Genomic DNA, 16,001 nt, shown 5'->3' with positions numbered 1-16,001 from the left:
GGAATGCCTGGCAGTCTCAGCCGCATTTCCTGGGGAGATGCGCGCCCCCAGCCGTATTTCCCTAAGGAGATGCGCGCCCCCAGCCGTATTTCCCTAGGGAGATGCGGACGAAGGGGGTCAGACGTCACCTGCGGTAGGTGAAGAGGGCCGCGACGGCGGCCCCGACGAGCGCGCCGAGGAAGAGCCCCAGGACGCTCATGTACCCGAGCGCGGCACCCGGGTCGTAGGTGATGTCGAAGCCCTCGTTGCGGTTGGGGCCCAGCCAGGAGACGACCCCGAAGACGACGAAGCCGATGACCGCCCCCGTCACGACGAAGGGGATCGGCTTGGGGTTGCTCCGGGGACGCTTGCTCACCCCACCATCGTAGGTTGGGCCCATGACCGACCCGCGCCCGCATGCCGACGTCCCCGGCATGAAGCTGCCCACGCCGCGCACACCCGACCCTGCGAGCGCCCCCGGGCTGCGGTGGGGTCTGCTCGGGGCGGGGTGGATCGCCGAGCAGATGACCATCGCGCTGCAGGGCACGAGCCAGCAGGTCGTCGCCGTCGGGTCCCGCGATCTGGGGCGGGCGCAGGCCTTCGTCGCCGCGCACGCGCCCGGTGCCCGCGCGCACGGTGACTATGCGTCGCTCGTCGCCGACGACGAGGTCGACGTCGTCTACGTCGCGAGCCCGCACAGCGAGCACCTCGAGCACGCCCTGCTCGCGATCGGCGCCAACAAGCACGTGCTCGTCGAGAAGCCCATCGCGCCCACCGCGGCCGAGGCGGCCCAGATCGCCGCCGCCGCCGGCGAGGCGGGCGTGTACTGCATGGAGGCGATGTGGACACGCTTCCTGCCGCACATCGACGTCCTGCGCCAGGTGCTCGACGCCGGTCTGCTCGGCGAGGTGAGCACCGTGCTCGCCGACCACTCGATCCAGCTGTGGCCCGACGGCCCCGAGCGCCTCGCCGACCCCGACCTCGCCGGGGGCGCCATGCTCGACCTCGGCATCTACCCCCTGTCCTTCGCCTCGCTGTGCCTCGGCGGCATCACGTCGGCGACGGGGCTGGGCTCGCTGACCGACCGCGGGGTGGACCGGCGCCTCGCCTGGGTCGCGCAGGGCCCCACGGGAGCGGTCGCGTCCCTCGCGACGGACATGTCGGTCTCGTCGCCGACGACGGCCTCGGTCAACGGGACCTGGGCCCGTCTGGAGCTCGACACGATGTTCTACACCCCGACGACGATGCGGCTCGTCGGCGCCGACGGGGTCGTCCTCGACGAGATGGTCGGCGACCCGATCGAGCAGCACCGCGGCCTGCGGCACGAGGCGACGGAGGTCGCGCTGCGGGTCACGGCCTGCGAGACCGAGTCGCCGGTCATGCCGCTGGAGGAGTCGGTGCACCTCATCGGTGTCGCCGAGGCGCTGCTGGCCTCCCTTCGCCCCGCATCTACCTAGGCACATACGGAGGACATGCGCATTTCCCTAGGGAAATACGGAGGACGTGCGCATTTCCCTAGGGAGATGCGAGGGGGAGGTGGGCCGAGAGGTCCGTGCGCTGCCCGCTGACCCTGACCCGCCCCGCGGCGACGCCCTCGGCCCAGTCGAGCTCGCCGGTGGCCAGCTCCAGCCAGGTCTGCGCGTCGGTCTCGACGACGGCCGGCGGGGTGCCGCGGGTGTGGACCGGCCCCTCGACGCACTGCACGGCGGCGAAGGGAGGCACCCGCACCTCGACGCTGCGCCCGGGCGCGGCGTCTGCGAGCTCGGCGACCGTGTGCCGCACGGCCGTCGCCACGACGGCGCGGGGCAGCGTCGCGCGATCGTCACTGGCCGACCACGCGGCGAGCGCGGCCCACCCTTCGTCCACGGGGATCCGACGTCGTCCAGCCACGGGACCAGTCTCGCACCGCCTACCGTTCACCCACTGGCCAGCCTCCGGCCCCGTCTCGTCATGCGAAGGCCCCCGAGCTCGGGCACAGTCTGCTGGTGAGGCCCACCCCTTGCCGGGCCCCGCCACACCGTTGTGCTCTGGGAGGAACCCCGAATGACCCTCAAGAACAAGGGCGCGTCCCTGCTCGTCGGAGCGGGTGCGGTCGCCGCACTCGTCGCGACGTCCGGTGCCGCGCACGCCGCCGACCCCGTCGAGCCGGGAGCGATCGACCCGTCGCTCACGACCGTCAACCTGCTGAACGTCAACGACTTCCACGGTCGGATCGACGCCGACGGCACCGGCAAGAGCGGCAAGGCCTTCGCCTGCACCGTCGTCACCACCCGCGCCGAGCTCGGCGAGGACAGCACCGCGCTGCTGTCCGCCGGCGACAACATCGGGGCCTCGCCCTTCACCTCCGCCTCGCAGGAGGACAACCCGACGATCGCCTTCCTCAACGCCCTGGGCCTGCGCGCCAGCGCCGTGGGCAACCACGAGTTCGACCGCGGCTTCTCCGACCTCACCGGTCGGGTCGACCAGGCGGCGGACTTCGAGCTGCTCGGCGCGAACGTCTACGAGCGCGGCACCACGACGCCGGCGCTGTCGGAGTACGAGATCGTCGAGGTCGGGGGGATCAAGGTCGGCGTCGTCGGCGCCGTCACCCAGCAGACGCCGACGCTCGTCTCCCCGCAGGGGGTCGCCGGCCTCGACTTCGGTGACCCGGTCGCCGCGGTCAACCGCGTGGCGGCCCAGCTCAAGGACGGCGACGCGACCAACGGCGAGGCCGACGTGGTCATCGCCGAGTACCACGAGGGCGCCACCGAAGGCGATGCCCTGAGCACTCTCGAGGACCAGGTGGGCGCCGGTGGCGCCTTCGCCAAGATCGTCGAGGACACCACGGCCGAGGTCGACGCGATCTTCACCGGCCACACCCACAAGCGCTACGCCTGGGACGCCCCCGTGCCCGGTGGCGACGGCACCCGGCCGATCATCCAGTCCAACTCCTACGGCGACACCCTCGGCCAGCTGCAGCTGGGCATCGACCCCGAGACCGGTGAGGTCGTCGAGTACTCGGCGACCAACGTCCCCGTCGCCCCGGCCACCGAGGAGTGCGCCGGCGACCCGACGTACACGACCGCCGCGGGCATCGTCGACGACGCGGTCGAGGAGGCCGACGAGCTCGGCAAGGTCGTCATCGGCGAGGTGAGCGACGACATCACGACCGCCCACAAGGACGGCAACCGCGACGACCGGCTGCGCGAGTCGACGCTCGGCAACCTCACCGCCGACATCTGGCTCGACGCCCTCAACCAGCCCGGGCGCCCCGGCGCCGACATCGGCATCATGAACCCCGGCGGCCTGCGCGACGAGCTCACCTACGAGCCGACCGGCGACGAGGAGCCCGGCGAGGTCACCTACGCCGAGGCCGCCGCGATCAACCCCTTCGCCAACACGCTGATGACGGTCGACCTCACCGGCGAGCAGTTCACCACCCTGCTCGAGCAGCAGTGGCAGCCCGAGGGCAGCTCGCGGCCCTTCCTCAAGCTCGGCCTCTCCGACAACGTCACGTACACCTACGACCCGGACGCCGCTGCCGGCAGCCGGATCACGTCGGTGAGCATCGAGGGCGAGCCGATCGACTCGGCCGGCACCTACACGGTGGCGTCCGGTTCCTTCCTCATCGGCGGCGGCGACAACTTCTCGGTGCTCGCCGAGGGGGCCGACCGCAAGGACACCGGCCTCATCGACACCGACGCCTTCGTCAACTACTTCTCCGCCCGCGACGTCGTCGACCCGGACTTCCGCAAGCAGGCTATCGCCGTGAGCGACGCGCCGAGCGAGCTGACCGAGGGTGACGAGGTCTCCTTCACCGTCTCCGACGTCGACCTGACCTCGCTGGGCGCGCCCGACAACACGGAGGTCGAGGTCTTCGTCGGCGACACGTCGGTCGGCACCTTCCCGGTCTCCTCCGAGTCGATCGACGGCACGCCGACGCGCAAGGGCAGCGCCGACGTCAGCTTCACCGTGCCGGACGGCCTGGAGGCTGGGGCGGCGACGCTGCGCATCGTCGCCGCGCCGAGCGACTCCCAGGCGACCCTGCCGGTGACGGTCGTGACCGACGACGAGCCGACCTCGACGACGACCTCGACGTCGAGCACCTCGACGAGCTCCACGTCGAGCACCTCGACGAGCTCGAGCACCTCGGGCACCGGGACGAGCACGAGCGGCACGACGACCGCGACGGGCACGGCCACGTCGACCGACGACGGTGGCGACGCCACCGGCCCGGTCGTCGAGACTGACCGCCCGGGCGGCCCGATGGACACCGGCGTCGTCGGCTCGGGCCTCGGCCTGGCGCTCCTGGCCGGCATCGCGCTGGCGATCGTGAACGCCCGCCGCACCGCCTCGCGTCGCCACTGACGCACAGCCCGAAGGGGGTCACGGCCGCTGGTCGTGGCCCCCTTCGGTGCCCTTCGAGACGGCGCTGGCGCGCCTCCTCAGGGACCGTGGACGCGAGACGGCGCTGGCGCGCCTCCTCAGGGCCCGTGGACGCGAGACGGCGCTGGCGCGCCTCCTCAGGGACCGGTGAGGACAGGCGGCGCTGGCGCGCCTCCTCAGGGACCGTGGACGCGAGACGGCGTGGGAGGGTGGGGCCATGGCGGAGGTGGAGCTGGTCCTCGACGAGCAGGGCGGGGTCACCGTCATGCGCGACGGCCACCCGCAGAGCCATGTCGACGTCGACGACCCGGGGCACCTCGTCTTCGAGTACGTGCAGCACATCGCCGCCGTGCTCGACGCGGTCCACCCGGACCCCGACCCGATCGGGGTGACCCACGTCGGCGGCGCTGGCCTCACCCTCCCGCGCTGGGTGCAGGCGACCCGGCCCGGCTCCCCGCAGATCGTCATCGAGCCCGACGAGGCGCTCACCGCGCTGGTGCGCGCCGAGCTGCCGCTGCCGCGCGGGCACCGGATCCGGGTGCGTCCGCAGCTCGGGCGACCCGGGGTCGAGGCGCTCCGGGACGACGCCGCCCACGCCCTCGTCGTCGACGCCTTCGACGCGGGCCGGGTGCCGGCCGACCTGCAGACCGTCGAGTTCTTCGAGCAGGTGGCGCGGGTCCTGCGGCCCGACGGCGTGCTCGTCATGAACTCCCCCGACGAGCCCGGCTGGCGACATCTGGCCGACGTGGTCGCGGGAGCACGGGCCGCCTTCGGTCCCGACGGGTCGCTCGCGCTCGTCGCCATGCGCGATGTCATCAAGGGGCGCCGCTACGGCAATGTCGTGGTCGTCGCATCCCACCGGCCGCTCGACGTCGACGAGATCACACGGCAGGTGGGGCGCTGGCCCTTCCCCTCCGGGGTGCTCGCCGGGGCGGAGCTGGCCCGACGGACCGCGGCCGGGCGGGCGCTCACGGACGGGACGGCACGCCCTTCGCCCGCAGCGCCGGCCCCGGGGGGGCTGGCGGGTGCGCTGACCTCAGCCCACGCCGGCCAGACGGCTGACGACCGACGGCAGGTCGACCATGTCGCTGATGACCGCAGCAGCGTCGTCGAGCCAGCCAGTCGGGGTCATGTCGCTGTGGTAGCCGACGACCGGCATGCCCGCGGCGACGGCCGCCTCGACGCCTGCGCGGCTGTCCTCGACGACGACGCACCGGTCGGGGGCGTAGCCCATGGACTCGGCGGCGAGGAGGAAGACGTCGGGAGCCGGCTTGCCGCGCTCGACCTGCTCGGCGCTGAAGCGCGCGGACTCGGGGAAGAGCCCGTCGAGGCCGGTGCGCGCGAGCTTCGTGGCGATGGCCGCACGGAGCGAGCCGGAGGCGACACACACCTGCAGGCCGAGCTCGCGGATGGCCGCCGCCGCCTCGGCAGCACCCGGGACCGGCTCCAGTTGCTCCTGGCTGCGGGCGAACTCGGCCCGCCACGCGCGCTCCCACTCGGGGTCCGGCACGGCTCCGGTCAGCTCGGTCAGAGTGACTCGGTTGTCCTTGTAGGCCTTGCCGACGAAGGTCTCGACGGCATCGGCCTCGGTGAAGTCGACTCCGGCGTCGCGCATCATGCCGGTCCAGGTGCGCACGTTGAGGCGCTCGCTGTCGACGAGCACGCCGTCGCAGTCGAAGATGACGAGCCAGGGCGTGTCAGGCATGGACGGTCACCGGCTCTCGACGACGTCTGCAGCTGTACCCATGACCCCACGATATCGGCGAGGTGCGATGAGGTGCTCGGCCTGTCCATTCCCCCGCTGTGCCGTATGAGCGGGATATCTTTTCGTCATGTTCCATGCGCGTCCTGCCGTTCGCAGCGCAGACCTGGCCGGGCGCGGCCTGTCGCTGATCATCAACCGCGTCTACGGCCAAGGCGCGCCTCGTCCGCTGCATCCGCGCGGGCAGAGCAGTCGCGCGACCTGGCAGGTCACGGCGCAGGGGTTAGCCCCCCTCGGCGTCCCGGTGCTCGACGGAGGAACCCGTGACTGCGTGGTGCGCCACAGCCGCGCAGTCGGCTTGCCCGGCACGTTGCCGGACATCGAGGGTTTGGCCATACGGCTCGAGGGCCAAGACGGTGGCGACCTTCTCCTGGCCGGTACCGGGAGCGGCATCCTCACCAGATATGCGCTTGTCCCCCGCAGGAGGGACGGCGTGTGCTCCACCTTGCTGCCCATGCGTACCCCGACCGGTGCTGTGCTGCTCCGGGCGTCGCCAGCGCCCGCCGACAACGCCACGTGGCATCTGTCATGGGCGCGTCCAGCGGGCACCTGGCACACCTTCGGAAGGCTCACCCTCCACGCCGATGCAGTCCCTCCGACCCCTTTCGACCCGATCAACGGACTCCCCACGGGTCTCAGCCAGTACGACGTCGTCGCCCGGCTACGCAACCCGGCCTACATCAGGGCTGCCATGCAGCGCAGTTCCCCGGCCGGGTCCCCCCCACCACCGCCGCAGAACTCGACTGATCGCCGCCCGCCAACGAGCCGACGGGACGCTGGATCAGTCGACTGGGGTGCCGACGCAGGCCAAGAACTTGCGCACTGGAGGCCCCGAGATGGTTTGCGCCAGGCTCGAGCCCAGGGCTGCTGGCCGCCCTCGCACGGCCAGACTGCTCTCGAGAAGCATCTCGGTTCCGCCTCCTCGACGCTCCGTCAGAGTGAGGACGACGACCAGATCGGCGTGGCCGAGTCCGCGTGACTCATGTCCGCTGGAGCTGATCTCGGCACGGTGATGCGCCGTGTCCCGCACGGTCATGCTCCCCTCGGCCACGCCACCTGTGCGACGAGCAGCGCGCCGAGCAGGAAGAGCCCCAAGAGCGCGGCGCCGAGCACCAGTCCTTGCACGATCCCTCTGCTGGTCTGCCCGTCGCGCTCTCAGGCTCTGCCCACGTGCAGGGGCTCAGAGACCCAGGCGTTGGTCACGGTCCCGATGACCAAGGTCACGGCGACAGCCCACCGACGGCGCGTCACCGCCTGCACGCTCTCGCGATGGTCACGAGGGACAGGGGTCAGCAGGGCGGCCGAGACAAAGGCCCGCACGTCGTCGAGTGGATCGATCATGTGCAGCCCCACGTCGCGAAGACCGTCTGATCTCCGGGTCGAGCTCACACCTTGTGCGTCCCGTCGCACCACGGCAACCGGCCCGAGTTCCCACATCTGCACACCGCCACGACGGGTCGGCTCACCGCGTGGGCGGTGCCGTGCGCGTCGACGATCTCCTGCGCCCCGCGCACCAGGACCGGCCCGCCCGGGCAGGGCAGGATGTCCACATGAGCGCCGCAGTCCTCCGCTCGCACATCGCCGGCACGCGTGATCTCCACCCCGTCAGTCACGCCGCGCCCACCGCCGGCTGGAGCAACGCAGAGCGCGAGTCACGCCAGGCACCCACCGCGGCCTGAGCGACTCGACCCTCGAGATACAGCCCGCTGAGGAACCCGTAGAGCACCTTCTCCGTGCCGGCGGGGTCAGCGGCGGCCACCGCCGTGCACATCTGCCGGATCGCGATCTGCTCATGAGCGGCATCTGCCTCGACATGCTCACCGAAGTAGCGGTGGGCCTGCGCTGGCAGCTTCAGTCGCCGCGCTCCGGCGACGTACTCCTGGCAGGGCAGGGAGCTCGTGGTCTCGATGAAAGCCAGATGACCGGCCACCGCCCCGACCCATTCGCGTCGCGACGCCCACCACCCGAGCGCGGTGTTGGCGGCCAGCACCTCGCAGGGCCACGCGTCGCAGTAGTCCCCGTACCGATCCGACAGCTCCACCGACCGCATCGCCTCGGCGAAGATCCTCGAGTGCTGATCACTCAACCGGCCGTTGCCGTACTCGTCGAACTGGATCTCCAGCAGCGGCAACTTCGCCTCGTCGGGCAACCGCGGGATCGCGAAGGTGTGCGGGTCGCCCTCCTTGAGCTGATATGCCGACTTCAGGATCAACATCTCGCGCCACTGCTGATGACTCATCTCCCGCCGCGCAAAACTCGCGATGGACGGCGCCTCGGTGAACTCCGCCCGCGGAAGGTCGAACAACGTCCTCACCAGATCGTCCGTGGCTGAGGTCAAGTGCCGCGCCACGACGGGAGCAACCACCCGACTCAGGTCAGACTCCAGAGCATCCTCGAGAGCCAGACGCAAGGCCACGACGTCGGGGTCGACCTCGCACCTGGCGTCCACACCCGCGAAGCCGTGGCAACTCAGCCCCTGCGCCACCCACAGCGCCATCAGGCGGTCGTCGTCCGAGAGGATCCCGCTCCCGCGGACCACCTCGTCCGACGGCTGTGGCGTGGCGCTCGCCGCCTCGGACCACCCCAGCCGCTGCACAAGCCACTGCGACACCGGACCCCGCTGACGGGGCAACCGCGGCGCGGTCGGCGAGACGAGGGAAGCCATACTGACCAACCACTCTCATTGAGGGGACGGTGGATCCACTTGATCCTAGGGGCCCGTCCGCGGCTGGAGCCACCGGCGATGCGTACTCACGAGGACCGAGCACGCAGCGGCCCCCCGGTGCGCAGGTGCGCGGTGGCTCTCAGCCGAAGTAGCGCGCCATCGTCCCGGTGTGGGCGGCCCGCATCTCCTCGACCGGCAGGTCGAGCACGTCCTTGACCCGCAGCCGGTCGCCGTCGGTCGTGCCGAGGCGCGCCAGCGGGACCCCGTGGGCCTCGGCGATGCCGACGACGGCCGCCAGGTCAGCCTCGGAGCGCACCGTGACGACCACCCGGGCGGTGGACTCGGAGTACAGCGCGGTGAAGGCGTCGATGCCGTCGCGCTCGAGGACCGGGGCCAGGTCGATCGAGGCACCGGTGCCACCGGTGAGCGTCGACTCGGCGAGGGCCACGGCCAGACCGCCGTCGGAGAGGTCGTGCGAGCTGGCCAGCAGGCCGCGTCGCACGGCGTCGACGAAGAAGGAGGCGAGCGCCTTCTCGGCCGCGAGGTCCACGCGCGGCGGGGTGCCGCCGAGGTGGCCGTGCAGCGCGTGCGCCCACTCGCCGCCGTCGAGCTCGTCGCGGGTCTCGCCGAGCAGGAGGACGATCTCCCCCTTCGCGGCGAAGCCGGAGCCGACGGACGTCGCGACGTCGTCGATGACGCCGAGCACACCGACGACGGGCGTCGGGTGGACCGCGGTCTCGCCGGTCTGGTTGTAGAAGGAGACGTTGCCGCCGGTCACCGGGATGCCGAGCTCGAGGCAGGCGTCGAAGAGCCCGGCGATGGCCTGCTGGAACTGCCACATGACGCCGGGGTCCTCGGGCGAGCCGAAGTTCAGGCAGTCGGTGACGGCCAGCGGCAGGGCGCCGGAGGTCGCGACATTGCGGTAGGACTCGGCGAGCGCGAGCTGCGCGCCGGCGTAGGGGTCGAGCCGGCCGAAGCGGCCGTTGCAGTCCGTCGAGACCGCGACACCCAGGCCCGACTCCTCGTCGACGCGGACCACGCCGGAGTCGTGCGGCATGGCGCGCTTGGTGTTGCCCAGGACGTAGCGGTCGTACTGGTCGGTGACCCACGACTTGTCGCAGATGTTGGGCGAGGCGAGCAGCGCGAGCAGGTCGGCACCCAGGTCCGCGGGGCGGGGAAGGGAGGAGCTCGCGTCGGCCTGCACCGCGTCGAGCCACTCGGGCCGGGCGATCGGACGCTCGTAGACCGGACCGTCGTGGGCCACGGAGCGCGGCGGCACGTCGACGATCGTCTCGCCGTGCCAGGTGATGACGAGCCGGTCGCCGTCGGTGACCTCACCGAGCACGGCGGCCTCGACGTCCCAGCGGGTGGTGATCTCGAGGAAGGCGTCGAGCTTGTCGGGCGCGACGACGGCCATCATCCGCTCCTGCGACTCCGACATGAGGATCTCCTCCGCGCGGAGGGTGGAGTCGCGCAGCGGCACCTTGTCGAGCTCGATCTGCATGCCGCCGTCGCCGGCGGAGGCCAGCTCGGAGGTCGCGCAGGACAGGCCGGCACCGCCGAGGTCCTGGATGCCCTCGACGACGCCCGCGGCGTAGAGGTCGAGGCAGCACTCGATGAGGACCTTTTCGGCGAAGGGGTCACCGACCTGGACGGCGGGCCGCTTGGCGGGGCCGCCCTCCTCGAAGGTCTCGGACGCCAGGACCGAGACGCCGCCGATGCCGTCGCCGCCGGTCTTGGCGCCGAAGAGCACGATCTTGTTGCCCGTACCGGAGGCATTGGCGAGGTGGAGGTCCTCGTGGCGCAGCGAGCCGACGCACAGCGCGTTGACGAGCGGGTTGCCCTGGTAGCACTCGTCGAAGACGATCTCGCCGCCGATGTTGGGCAGACCGAGGGAGTTGCCGTAGCCGCCGATGCCCTTGACGACGCCGGGCAGGACGCGGGCGGTGTCGGGGTGGTCGATGGCACCGAAGCGAAGGGGGTCCATCACCGCGATCGGGCGGGCGCCCATCGCCATGATGTCGCGGACGATGCCGCCGATGCCGGTCGCCGCGCCCTGATAGGGCTCGACATAGCTCGGGTGGTTGTGCGACTCGACCTTGAAGGTCACCGCCCAGCCCTGGCCGATGTCGATGACACCCGCGTTTTCGCCGATGCCGGCGAGGGTCTTGCCCAGGGGCGTCTCGGAGGGCAGGTCACCGAAGCGCTTGAGGTGGACCTTCGAGGACTTGTAGCTGCAGTGCTCGGACCACATGACCGAGTACATCGCCAGCTCGGCGCTCGTCGGGCGACGGTCGAGGATCTCGCGGATGTGCTCGTACTCGTCGGCCTTGAGGCCGAGCTCGGCCCAGGGCTGCTCCGTGTCGGGGCTGCCCTGCGCGACGGCGACGGTGTCGAGGTTGCTGACGGTCACGCGGACACCACCTGCTCGAGGACGGACGTGAAGAAGGTGCGACCGTCGAGGCTCGGGCCGAAGCCCTCCTCGACGGCGTGCTCGGGGTGCGGCATGAGGCCGACGACGTTGCCCCGCTCGTTGGTGATGCCGGCGATGCCGCGGGAGGAGCCGTTGGGGTTGTCGCCGACGTAGCGGAAGGCGACCTGTCCCTCCCCTTCGAGCCGGTCGAGGGTGGTCTCGTCGGCGACGAACTGGCCGTCCTGGTTCTTCAGCACGATGCTGATCTCCTGGCCGGCCTCGAAGCCGGAGGTCCACGCGGTGCTCGTGCTCTCGACGCGCAGGACCTGGTCACGGCAGAGGAACTTGCGGTGGTCGTTTTGGATCATCGACCCGGGGAGCAGGTGCGACTCGGTAAGGATCTGGAAGCCGTTGCAGATCCCGAGGACCGGCATGCCGCCCTTCGCCGCAGTGATGACCTCCGTCATGACCGGGGCGAAGCGGGCAATGGCGCCGGCGCGCAGGTAGTCGCCGTAGGAAAATCCGCCGGGGACGACGACCGCGTCGACGCCGTGGAGGTCCGCGTCTCCGTGCCACAGGGCGACGGCCTCGCCGCCGCAGAGGGTGACGGCGCGGCGGGCGTCGGCGTCGTCGAGGCTGCCGGGGAAGGTGATGACGCCGATCTTCACGCGCCGGCCCCGGTGATCGGCGCCTGCTCCGGCTCGTCGCTCGTCAGCTCGTGGACGCTCACGACGTCCTCGATGACGGGGTTGGACAGGAGGGTCTCTGCGGCCTCGCGGGCCTGCGCGAGGTGCGCGTCGGTGACGTCGCCGTCGACGGACAGCACGAAGCGCTTGCCCTGCCGCACGTCGGTGAACTGGTCGATCCCCAGCCGGGGCAGCGCCCCGCGGACCGCCTGGCCCTGGGGGTCGAGGATCTCGGGCTTGAGCATGACGTCGACGACGATGCGTCCCACAGGGTGTCTCCTGGTGCGAAGGGGGTGGTCCGCTCGCGAGTCTAGTTGGCCCGGACACCTCGCTCCCCTGCGGTGCTATCCCCGGCAGGATGGAGCCATGAGCAGCCGCTACGCCGACCTCGTCCGCCTCCTGCTCCGGCATGCCCGGGGAGACCTGCTGGCCGGGGCGCAGGTGGACGGGCTCGGCGGTGGCGACGACCTGCCCGAGGGGTCGGACGCACGGGCGCGGGCCTTCGCCGAGGACCTCGAGTCGATGGGGCCGACGTACATCAAGCTGGGCCAGCTGCTTTCGACACGCTTCGACATGCTGCCCGCGGCCTACACCGACGCGCTCACCCGCCTGCAGGACACGGTCGAGCCCTTCCCCGTCGCGCAGGTGCACGAGATCGTCGAGGAGGAGCTCGGAGCGCGGATCAAGGACGTCTTCGCCTTCTTCGACGAGGAGCCGCTCGCGGCGGCCTCGCTCGGGCAGGTGCACCGGGCGACGACCCGCTCCGGGCGCGACGTCGTCGTCAAGGTGCAGCGCCCCGACGTGCGCGAGACGGTCCGGGGCGACATGGACGTCCTGGACACCGTGACCGGATTGGTCGACAAGCACACGAGCGTCGGCAGCTCCTACGGCCTCAACCAGCTGCTCCACCAGTTCCGCCGGTCCCTCATCGACGAGCTGGACTACCGGCGCGAGGCGCGCAACCTGCTGCGCTTCATCGACCTGACCGGCGGTCACGACCGACTCGTCGTTCCCGAGCCGCTGCTGCAGCTGACGACGACCCGGGTGCTGACGATGGACTACATCGAGGGCCGCAAGGTCACGGACCTGGGGCCGCTCGCCCTCCTCGACCTCGACGCGCGGCCGATCGTCGAACAGCTCTTCCACTGCTATCTGCAGATGATCCTCGACGACGGCGTCCTCCACGCCGACCCGCACCCCGGCAACCTGCTCGTCACCGACGACGGACGGCTCGCCCTGCTCGACCTCGGGATGGTCGCGACCGTCCCGCAGCGGGTGCAGGCGCACGTCACCAAGCTGCTGCTGGCGATCCACGACGGCGACGGCGAGGAGGCGGCGGTCGTGCTCGGCGACATGGGCCACGCCCTCGACGACTACGACGCCGCCGGATTCCGCGACGACGTCGCCCACCTCGTGAGCGAGGCGGTGACCACGGGGTCCGACCTCGAGGCAGGCCGGCTGCTCGTCGAGCTCTCGCGTGTCTCCGGGGTGCACGGGCTGCGCCCGCCGGCCGAGATGGCGATGATCGGCAAGGCCCTGCTCAACCTCGACCAGACGACCTCGCACCTGGACCCGGACTTCTCACCCGCCGACGCGATCCGGGACAACGTCTCTGACATCTTCGCCTCGTCGCTGAAGGTCTCCCCCGGCGGTGTGCTCGCGGCAGCGATCGAGGCCAAGGAGTTCACCGCGCTCCTGCCCAAGCGGGCAAACCGGATCCTTGACGCGCTCGCCCGCGGCGAGATGCGCGTGCACGTCGACGCGATCGACGAGCAGCGACTCCACCTCGTCCTGCAGCGCATCGCCAACCGGCTGACGCTGGGGATCATCATCGCGGCCACGATCATCGGCGCGGCGATGATGATGCGGGTCGAGACCGAGTCGACGGTCCTCGGGTTCCCCGTGATCGCGATGCTCTTCTTCACCATCGCGGTGCTCGCGGCGATCCTGCTCGGGGTCCACATCGTGCTCACCGACCGCAAGGTGGCCCAGCAGCACCCCGAGCCGCAGGAGCGCTAGCCCCACCGCCTCGCCAGCTCACGTACGACCGTCAGGTTGCGGTTGGTCCACACGCCCATCGCCCGGTCGTGCGCGGCGGGCAGCTTCACCTGGTGGTAGCGGTCCTTGCCGTCGAGCACGAGGTGGACGGCCCGGCCGCGGACGAGCGTGGCCTCCCCTTCGCCCTCGTGCGTGAGCAGCTCGACGGCCTCCGCCGATGGCTCCTCCCGCATGAAAGTCACGTAGTGCGCCGCCACGTCGAAGGGCGCCCGCCCGGCCACCTCCTCCGCGTCCGCGACGACGGCCACCAGCTCGGCCGGCGCGAGCACCACGGTCGGCACCTCGAAGCCCCGGTCGGCGAGGAAGGCCTTCTCCAACGTCGACTCCACCGCCGAGGTCGACCGCTGCCGGCTCGTCAGCCGGACGTTGCCGGTGTTGAGGTGCACGGCGACGTCGCACGCGCCGGTCTCCTCGACGACCCGCTGCAGGTCAGCCTTGGGGAACGTGCGCTTGGCGCCGAGGTTGATCGCGCGGAGGAAGGCGACGTAGGTGGCCATCAGCTGAAGCGCTCGCGCAGCTCTCGCTTGAGGATCTTGCCGCTCGGGTTCTTCGGCAGGGCCTCGAGGATCTCGACCCGCTTGGGCCGCTTGTAGCTCGCGAGCACCTGCGTGCAGTGGTCCTGGACCGACTCGGCGGTCAGCCCCGACCCCTGCTTGGCGACGACCGTCGCGGTGACGGCCTCGACCCACTTCGGGTCGGGCACGGCGAAGACCGCCACCTCGGCGACGTCGGGGTGGGCGTAGATCGCCTCCTCGACCTCGCGGGAGGCGACGTTTTCACCACCGGTCTTGATCATGTCCTTCTTGCGGTCGACGATCGTGATCCTCCCTTCGTCGTCCGCGATGCCGAGGTCGCCGGAGTGGAACCACCCTCCGGCGAAGGCCTCGGCCGTCTTCTCCTCGTTGCGCCAGTAGCCCGCCGCGATGTGCGGGCTGCGGTGCACGACCTCGCCGATCTCACCGACGGGCACCTCGTGGCCGGCGTCGTCGACGAGCCGGGTCTCGACCATGAGCACCGGCCGCCCCGCGGAGCCGGCGTGCGACAGCTGCTCGTGCGGCGGCAGGATCGTCGCGACGGGGGCGAGCTCGGTCTGGCCGTAGAAGTTCCACAGGTGGACGTCGGGCAGCCGCTCCCGGATCTCCTTGAGCACCTCGACGGGCATGGGTGAGGCGCCGTAGTAGCCCTTGCGCAGGCTGCTCAGGTCGGTCGTGTCGAAGTCGGCGTGCCGCAGCAGCGAGATCCACACCGTCGGCGGGGCAAAGTACTTCGTCACCCCGTGCTCGGCGATCTTCGCCAGCACCGTCGCCGGGTCGGGCGCGGGCAGGATGATGCTCGTCGCCCCGAGCATGATGTCCGGCCCGAGGAAGCAGTCGAGCTGCGCGCAGTGGTAGAGCGGCAGGGTGTGCAGGTCGACGTCGTCGCCGGTCATGCCGCCGTCGACGATCGCGCTGAGGTACTCCGCCTGCAGCGCGCGGGAGGTGAGCAGCGCTCCCTTCGGCCGGGACTCGGTGCCGGAGGTGTACATCAGGCGGATCGGGTCGTCGTCGGCGACGAGCGGCGGCTGCCAGCCGGTCGCGTCGGTGGCGACGAGGTCGGCGAAGGGGGTCCACCCGCCACGTGCGTCGCCGGTCACCACGCGGGTGCCGATCTCGAGCCCGCTGGCGTCGCTCGCCGCGTCGGCGGTGGCGACGAACTCCGGCTGGGTCAGCATGGCGACCGGCTCGCTGTTGCCGAGGATGAAGCCGACCTCGTCGGCGGTGAGCATGAAGTTGATCGGCACGAGGATCGCGCCGAGCCGCGCTGCCGCCCAGGCGATCGCGGCGAAGTCTGCGCTGTTGCGGCTGAGCAGGGCGACGCGGTCGCCCTTCGTCACGCCGCGCTCGGCGAGGCCCGCGGCCACGGAGGTGACGATCGCGTCGAGCTCGCGGTAGGTCCAGCGGACGTCACCGTCGATGATCGCGACCTTGTCCCGGTGGCGAGCAGCGCTGCGGCGCAACACCTCCCCGAGACCGTTGGCACGGGCGATGGCCATCTCCGTCGTCATCGACATGACGGCAGTCTGCCCACCGGAGG

13 protein-coding genes and 1 pseudogene are annotated in these 16,001 nt (G+C 71.2%); 4 read left to right on the top strand and 10 right to left on the bottom strand.

Annotated elements, in window-relative coordinates; genetic code table 11:
• Nucleotides 1–124: 124 nt before the first annotated feature.
• Nucleotides 125–355, bottom strand: a complete 231-nt coding sequence (locus B277_RS07615) for a hypothetical protein (RefSeq protein WP_007926900.1) — start codon at nt 353–355, stop codon at nt 125–127.
• 22 nt (nt 356–377) lie between these two features.
• On the opposite strand from B277_RS07615, the gene B277_RS07610 reads away from it, so the two are divergent.
• Nucleotides 378–1,436: a Gfo/Idh/MocA family protein gene (locus B277_RS07610; RefSeq protein WP_007926898.1), complete on the top strand. Its 1,059-nt coding sequence runs from the start codon at nt 378–380 to the stop codon at nt 1,434–1,436.
• Nucleotides 1,437–1,494: 58 nt separating this feature from the next.
• Here the strand turns inward: B277_RS07610 and B277_RS07605 are convergent, their stop codons facing one another.
• Entirely contained in the window at nt 1,495–1,869 is a 375-nt protein-coding gene (locus B277_RS07605; protein ID WP_040881113.1) for a sterol carrier family protein, read from the bottom strand.
• Nucleotides 1,870–2,022: 153 nt separating this feature from the next.
• Here B277_RS07605 and B277_RS07600 point away from each other — a divergent pair, with 153 nt between their 5' ends.
• Entirely contained in the window at nt 2,023–4,326 is a 2,304-nt protein-coding gene (locus tag B277_RS07600) for a bifunctional metallophosphatase/5'-nucleotidase (RefSeq protein ID WP_007926894.1), read from the top strand.
• 235 nt (nt 4,327–4,561) lie between these two features.
• Nucleotides 4,562–5,176: pseudogene (locus B277_RS17930) on the top strand (spermidine synthase); the annotation flags it as partial.
• A 204-nt stretch (nt 5,177–5,380) separates the two neighbouring features.
• Here the strand turns inward: B277_RS17930 and B277_RS07595 are convergent.
• From B277_RS07595 to purS, 6 genes are all read right to left on the bottom strand, one after another.
• Complete coding sequence (locus tag B277_RS07595; RefSeq protein WP_007926892.1) at nt 5,381–6,049, bottom strand: HAD family hydrolase; 669 nt, start codon at nt 6,047–6,049, stop codon at nt 5,381–5,383.
• Between the two features lie 1,442 nt (nt 6,050–7,491).
• Nucleotides 7,492–7,719, bottom strand: coding sequence for a CDGSH iron-sulfur domain-containing protein (locus B277_RS07585; RefSeq protein ID WP_007926888.1), 228 nt, complete (start codon nt 7,717–7,719; stop codon nt 7,492–7,494).
• A complete protein-coding gene (locus B277_RS07580; RefSeq protein WP_007926883.1) occupies nt 7,716–8,771 on the bottom strand; it encodes an iron-containing redox enzyme family protein in 1,056 nt (351 codons plus the stop codon). Before B277_RS07580 ends, B277_RS07585 begins: the two co-directional genes overlap by 4 nt.
• A gap of 139 nt (nt 8,772–8,910) precedes the next feature.
• Entirely contained in the window at nt 8,911–11,184 is a 2,274-nt protein-coding gene (purL, locus tag B277_RS07575) for a phosphoribosylformylglycinamidine synthase subunit PurL (RefSeq protein ID WP_007926881.1), read from the bottom strand.
• Nucleotides 11,181–11,852 carry a phosphoribosylformylglycinamidine synthase subunit PurQ gene (gene purQ / locus B277_RS07570; RefSeq protein ID WP_007926879.1) on the bottom strand — a complete coding sequence of 224 codons (672 nt, stop codon included), beginning with the start codon at nt 11,850–11,852 and terminating at the stop codon, nt 11,181–11,183. Before purQ ends, purL begins: the two co-directional genes overlap by 4 nt.
• Nucleotides 11,849–12,139, bottom strand: a complete 291-nt coding sequence (gene purS, locus B277_RS07565) for a phosphoribosylformylglycinamidine synthase subunit PurS (RefSeq protein ID WP_007926877.1) — start codon at nt 12,137–12,139, stop codon at nt 11,849–11,851. The genes purQ and purS overlap by 4 nt, the downstream gene beginning before the upstream one ends.
• Before the next feature lie 97 nt (nt 12,140–12,236).
• On the opposite strand from purS, the gene B277_RS07560 reads away from it, so the two are divergent.
• Entirely contained in the window at nt 12,237–13,889 is a 1,653-nt protein-coding gene (locus B277_RS07560; RefSeq protein ID WP_007926875.1) for an ABC1 kinase family protein, read from the top strand.
• On the opposite strand, the gene B277_RS07555 is transcribed toward B277_RS07560, so the two are convergent.
• Nucleotides 13,886–14,425 carry a DUF1697 domain-containing protein gene (locus B277_RS07555; protein ID WP_007926873.1) on the bottom strand — a complete coding sequence of 180 codons (540 nt, stop codon included), beginning with the start codon at nt 14,423–14,425 and terminating at the stop codon, nt 13,886–13,888. The two genes, B277_RS07560 and B277_RS07555, sit on opposite strands and share 4 nt — an antisense overlap.
• Complete coding sequence (locus B277_RS07550; protein ID WP_040881118.1) at nt 14,425–15,978, bottom strand: fatty acyl-CoA synthetase; 1,554 nt, start codon at nt 15,976–15,978, stop codon at nt 14,425–14,427. Before B277_RS07550 ends, B277_RS07555 begins: the two co-directional genes overlap by 1 nt.
• Between the last annotated feature and the right edge of the window lie 23 nt (nt 15,979–16,001).

Source organism: Janibacter hoylei PVAS-1 (assembly GCF_000297495.1).
GTDB lineage: Bacteria > Actinomycetota > Actinomycetes > Actinomycetales > Dermatophilaceae > Janibacter > Janibacter hoylei.
Note: the sequence above shows the minus strand (reverse complement) of the source record. Positions and strands in the feature narration are given on the sequence as shown.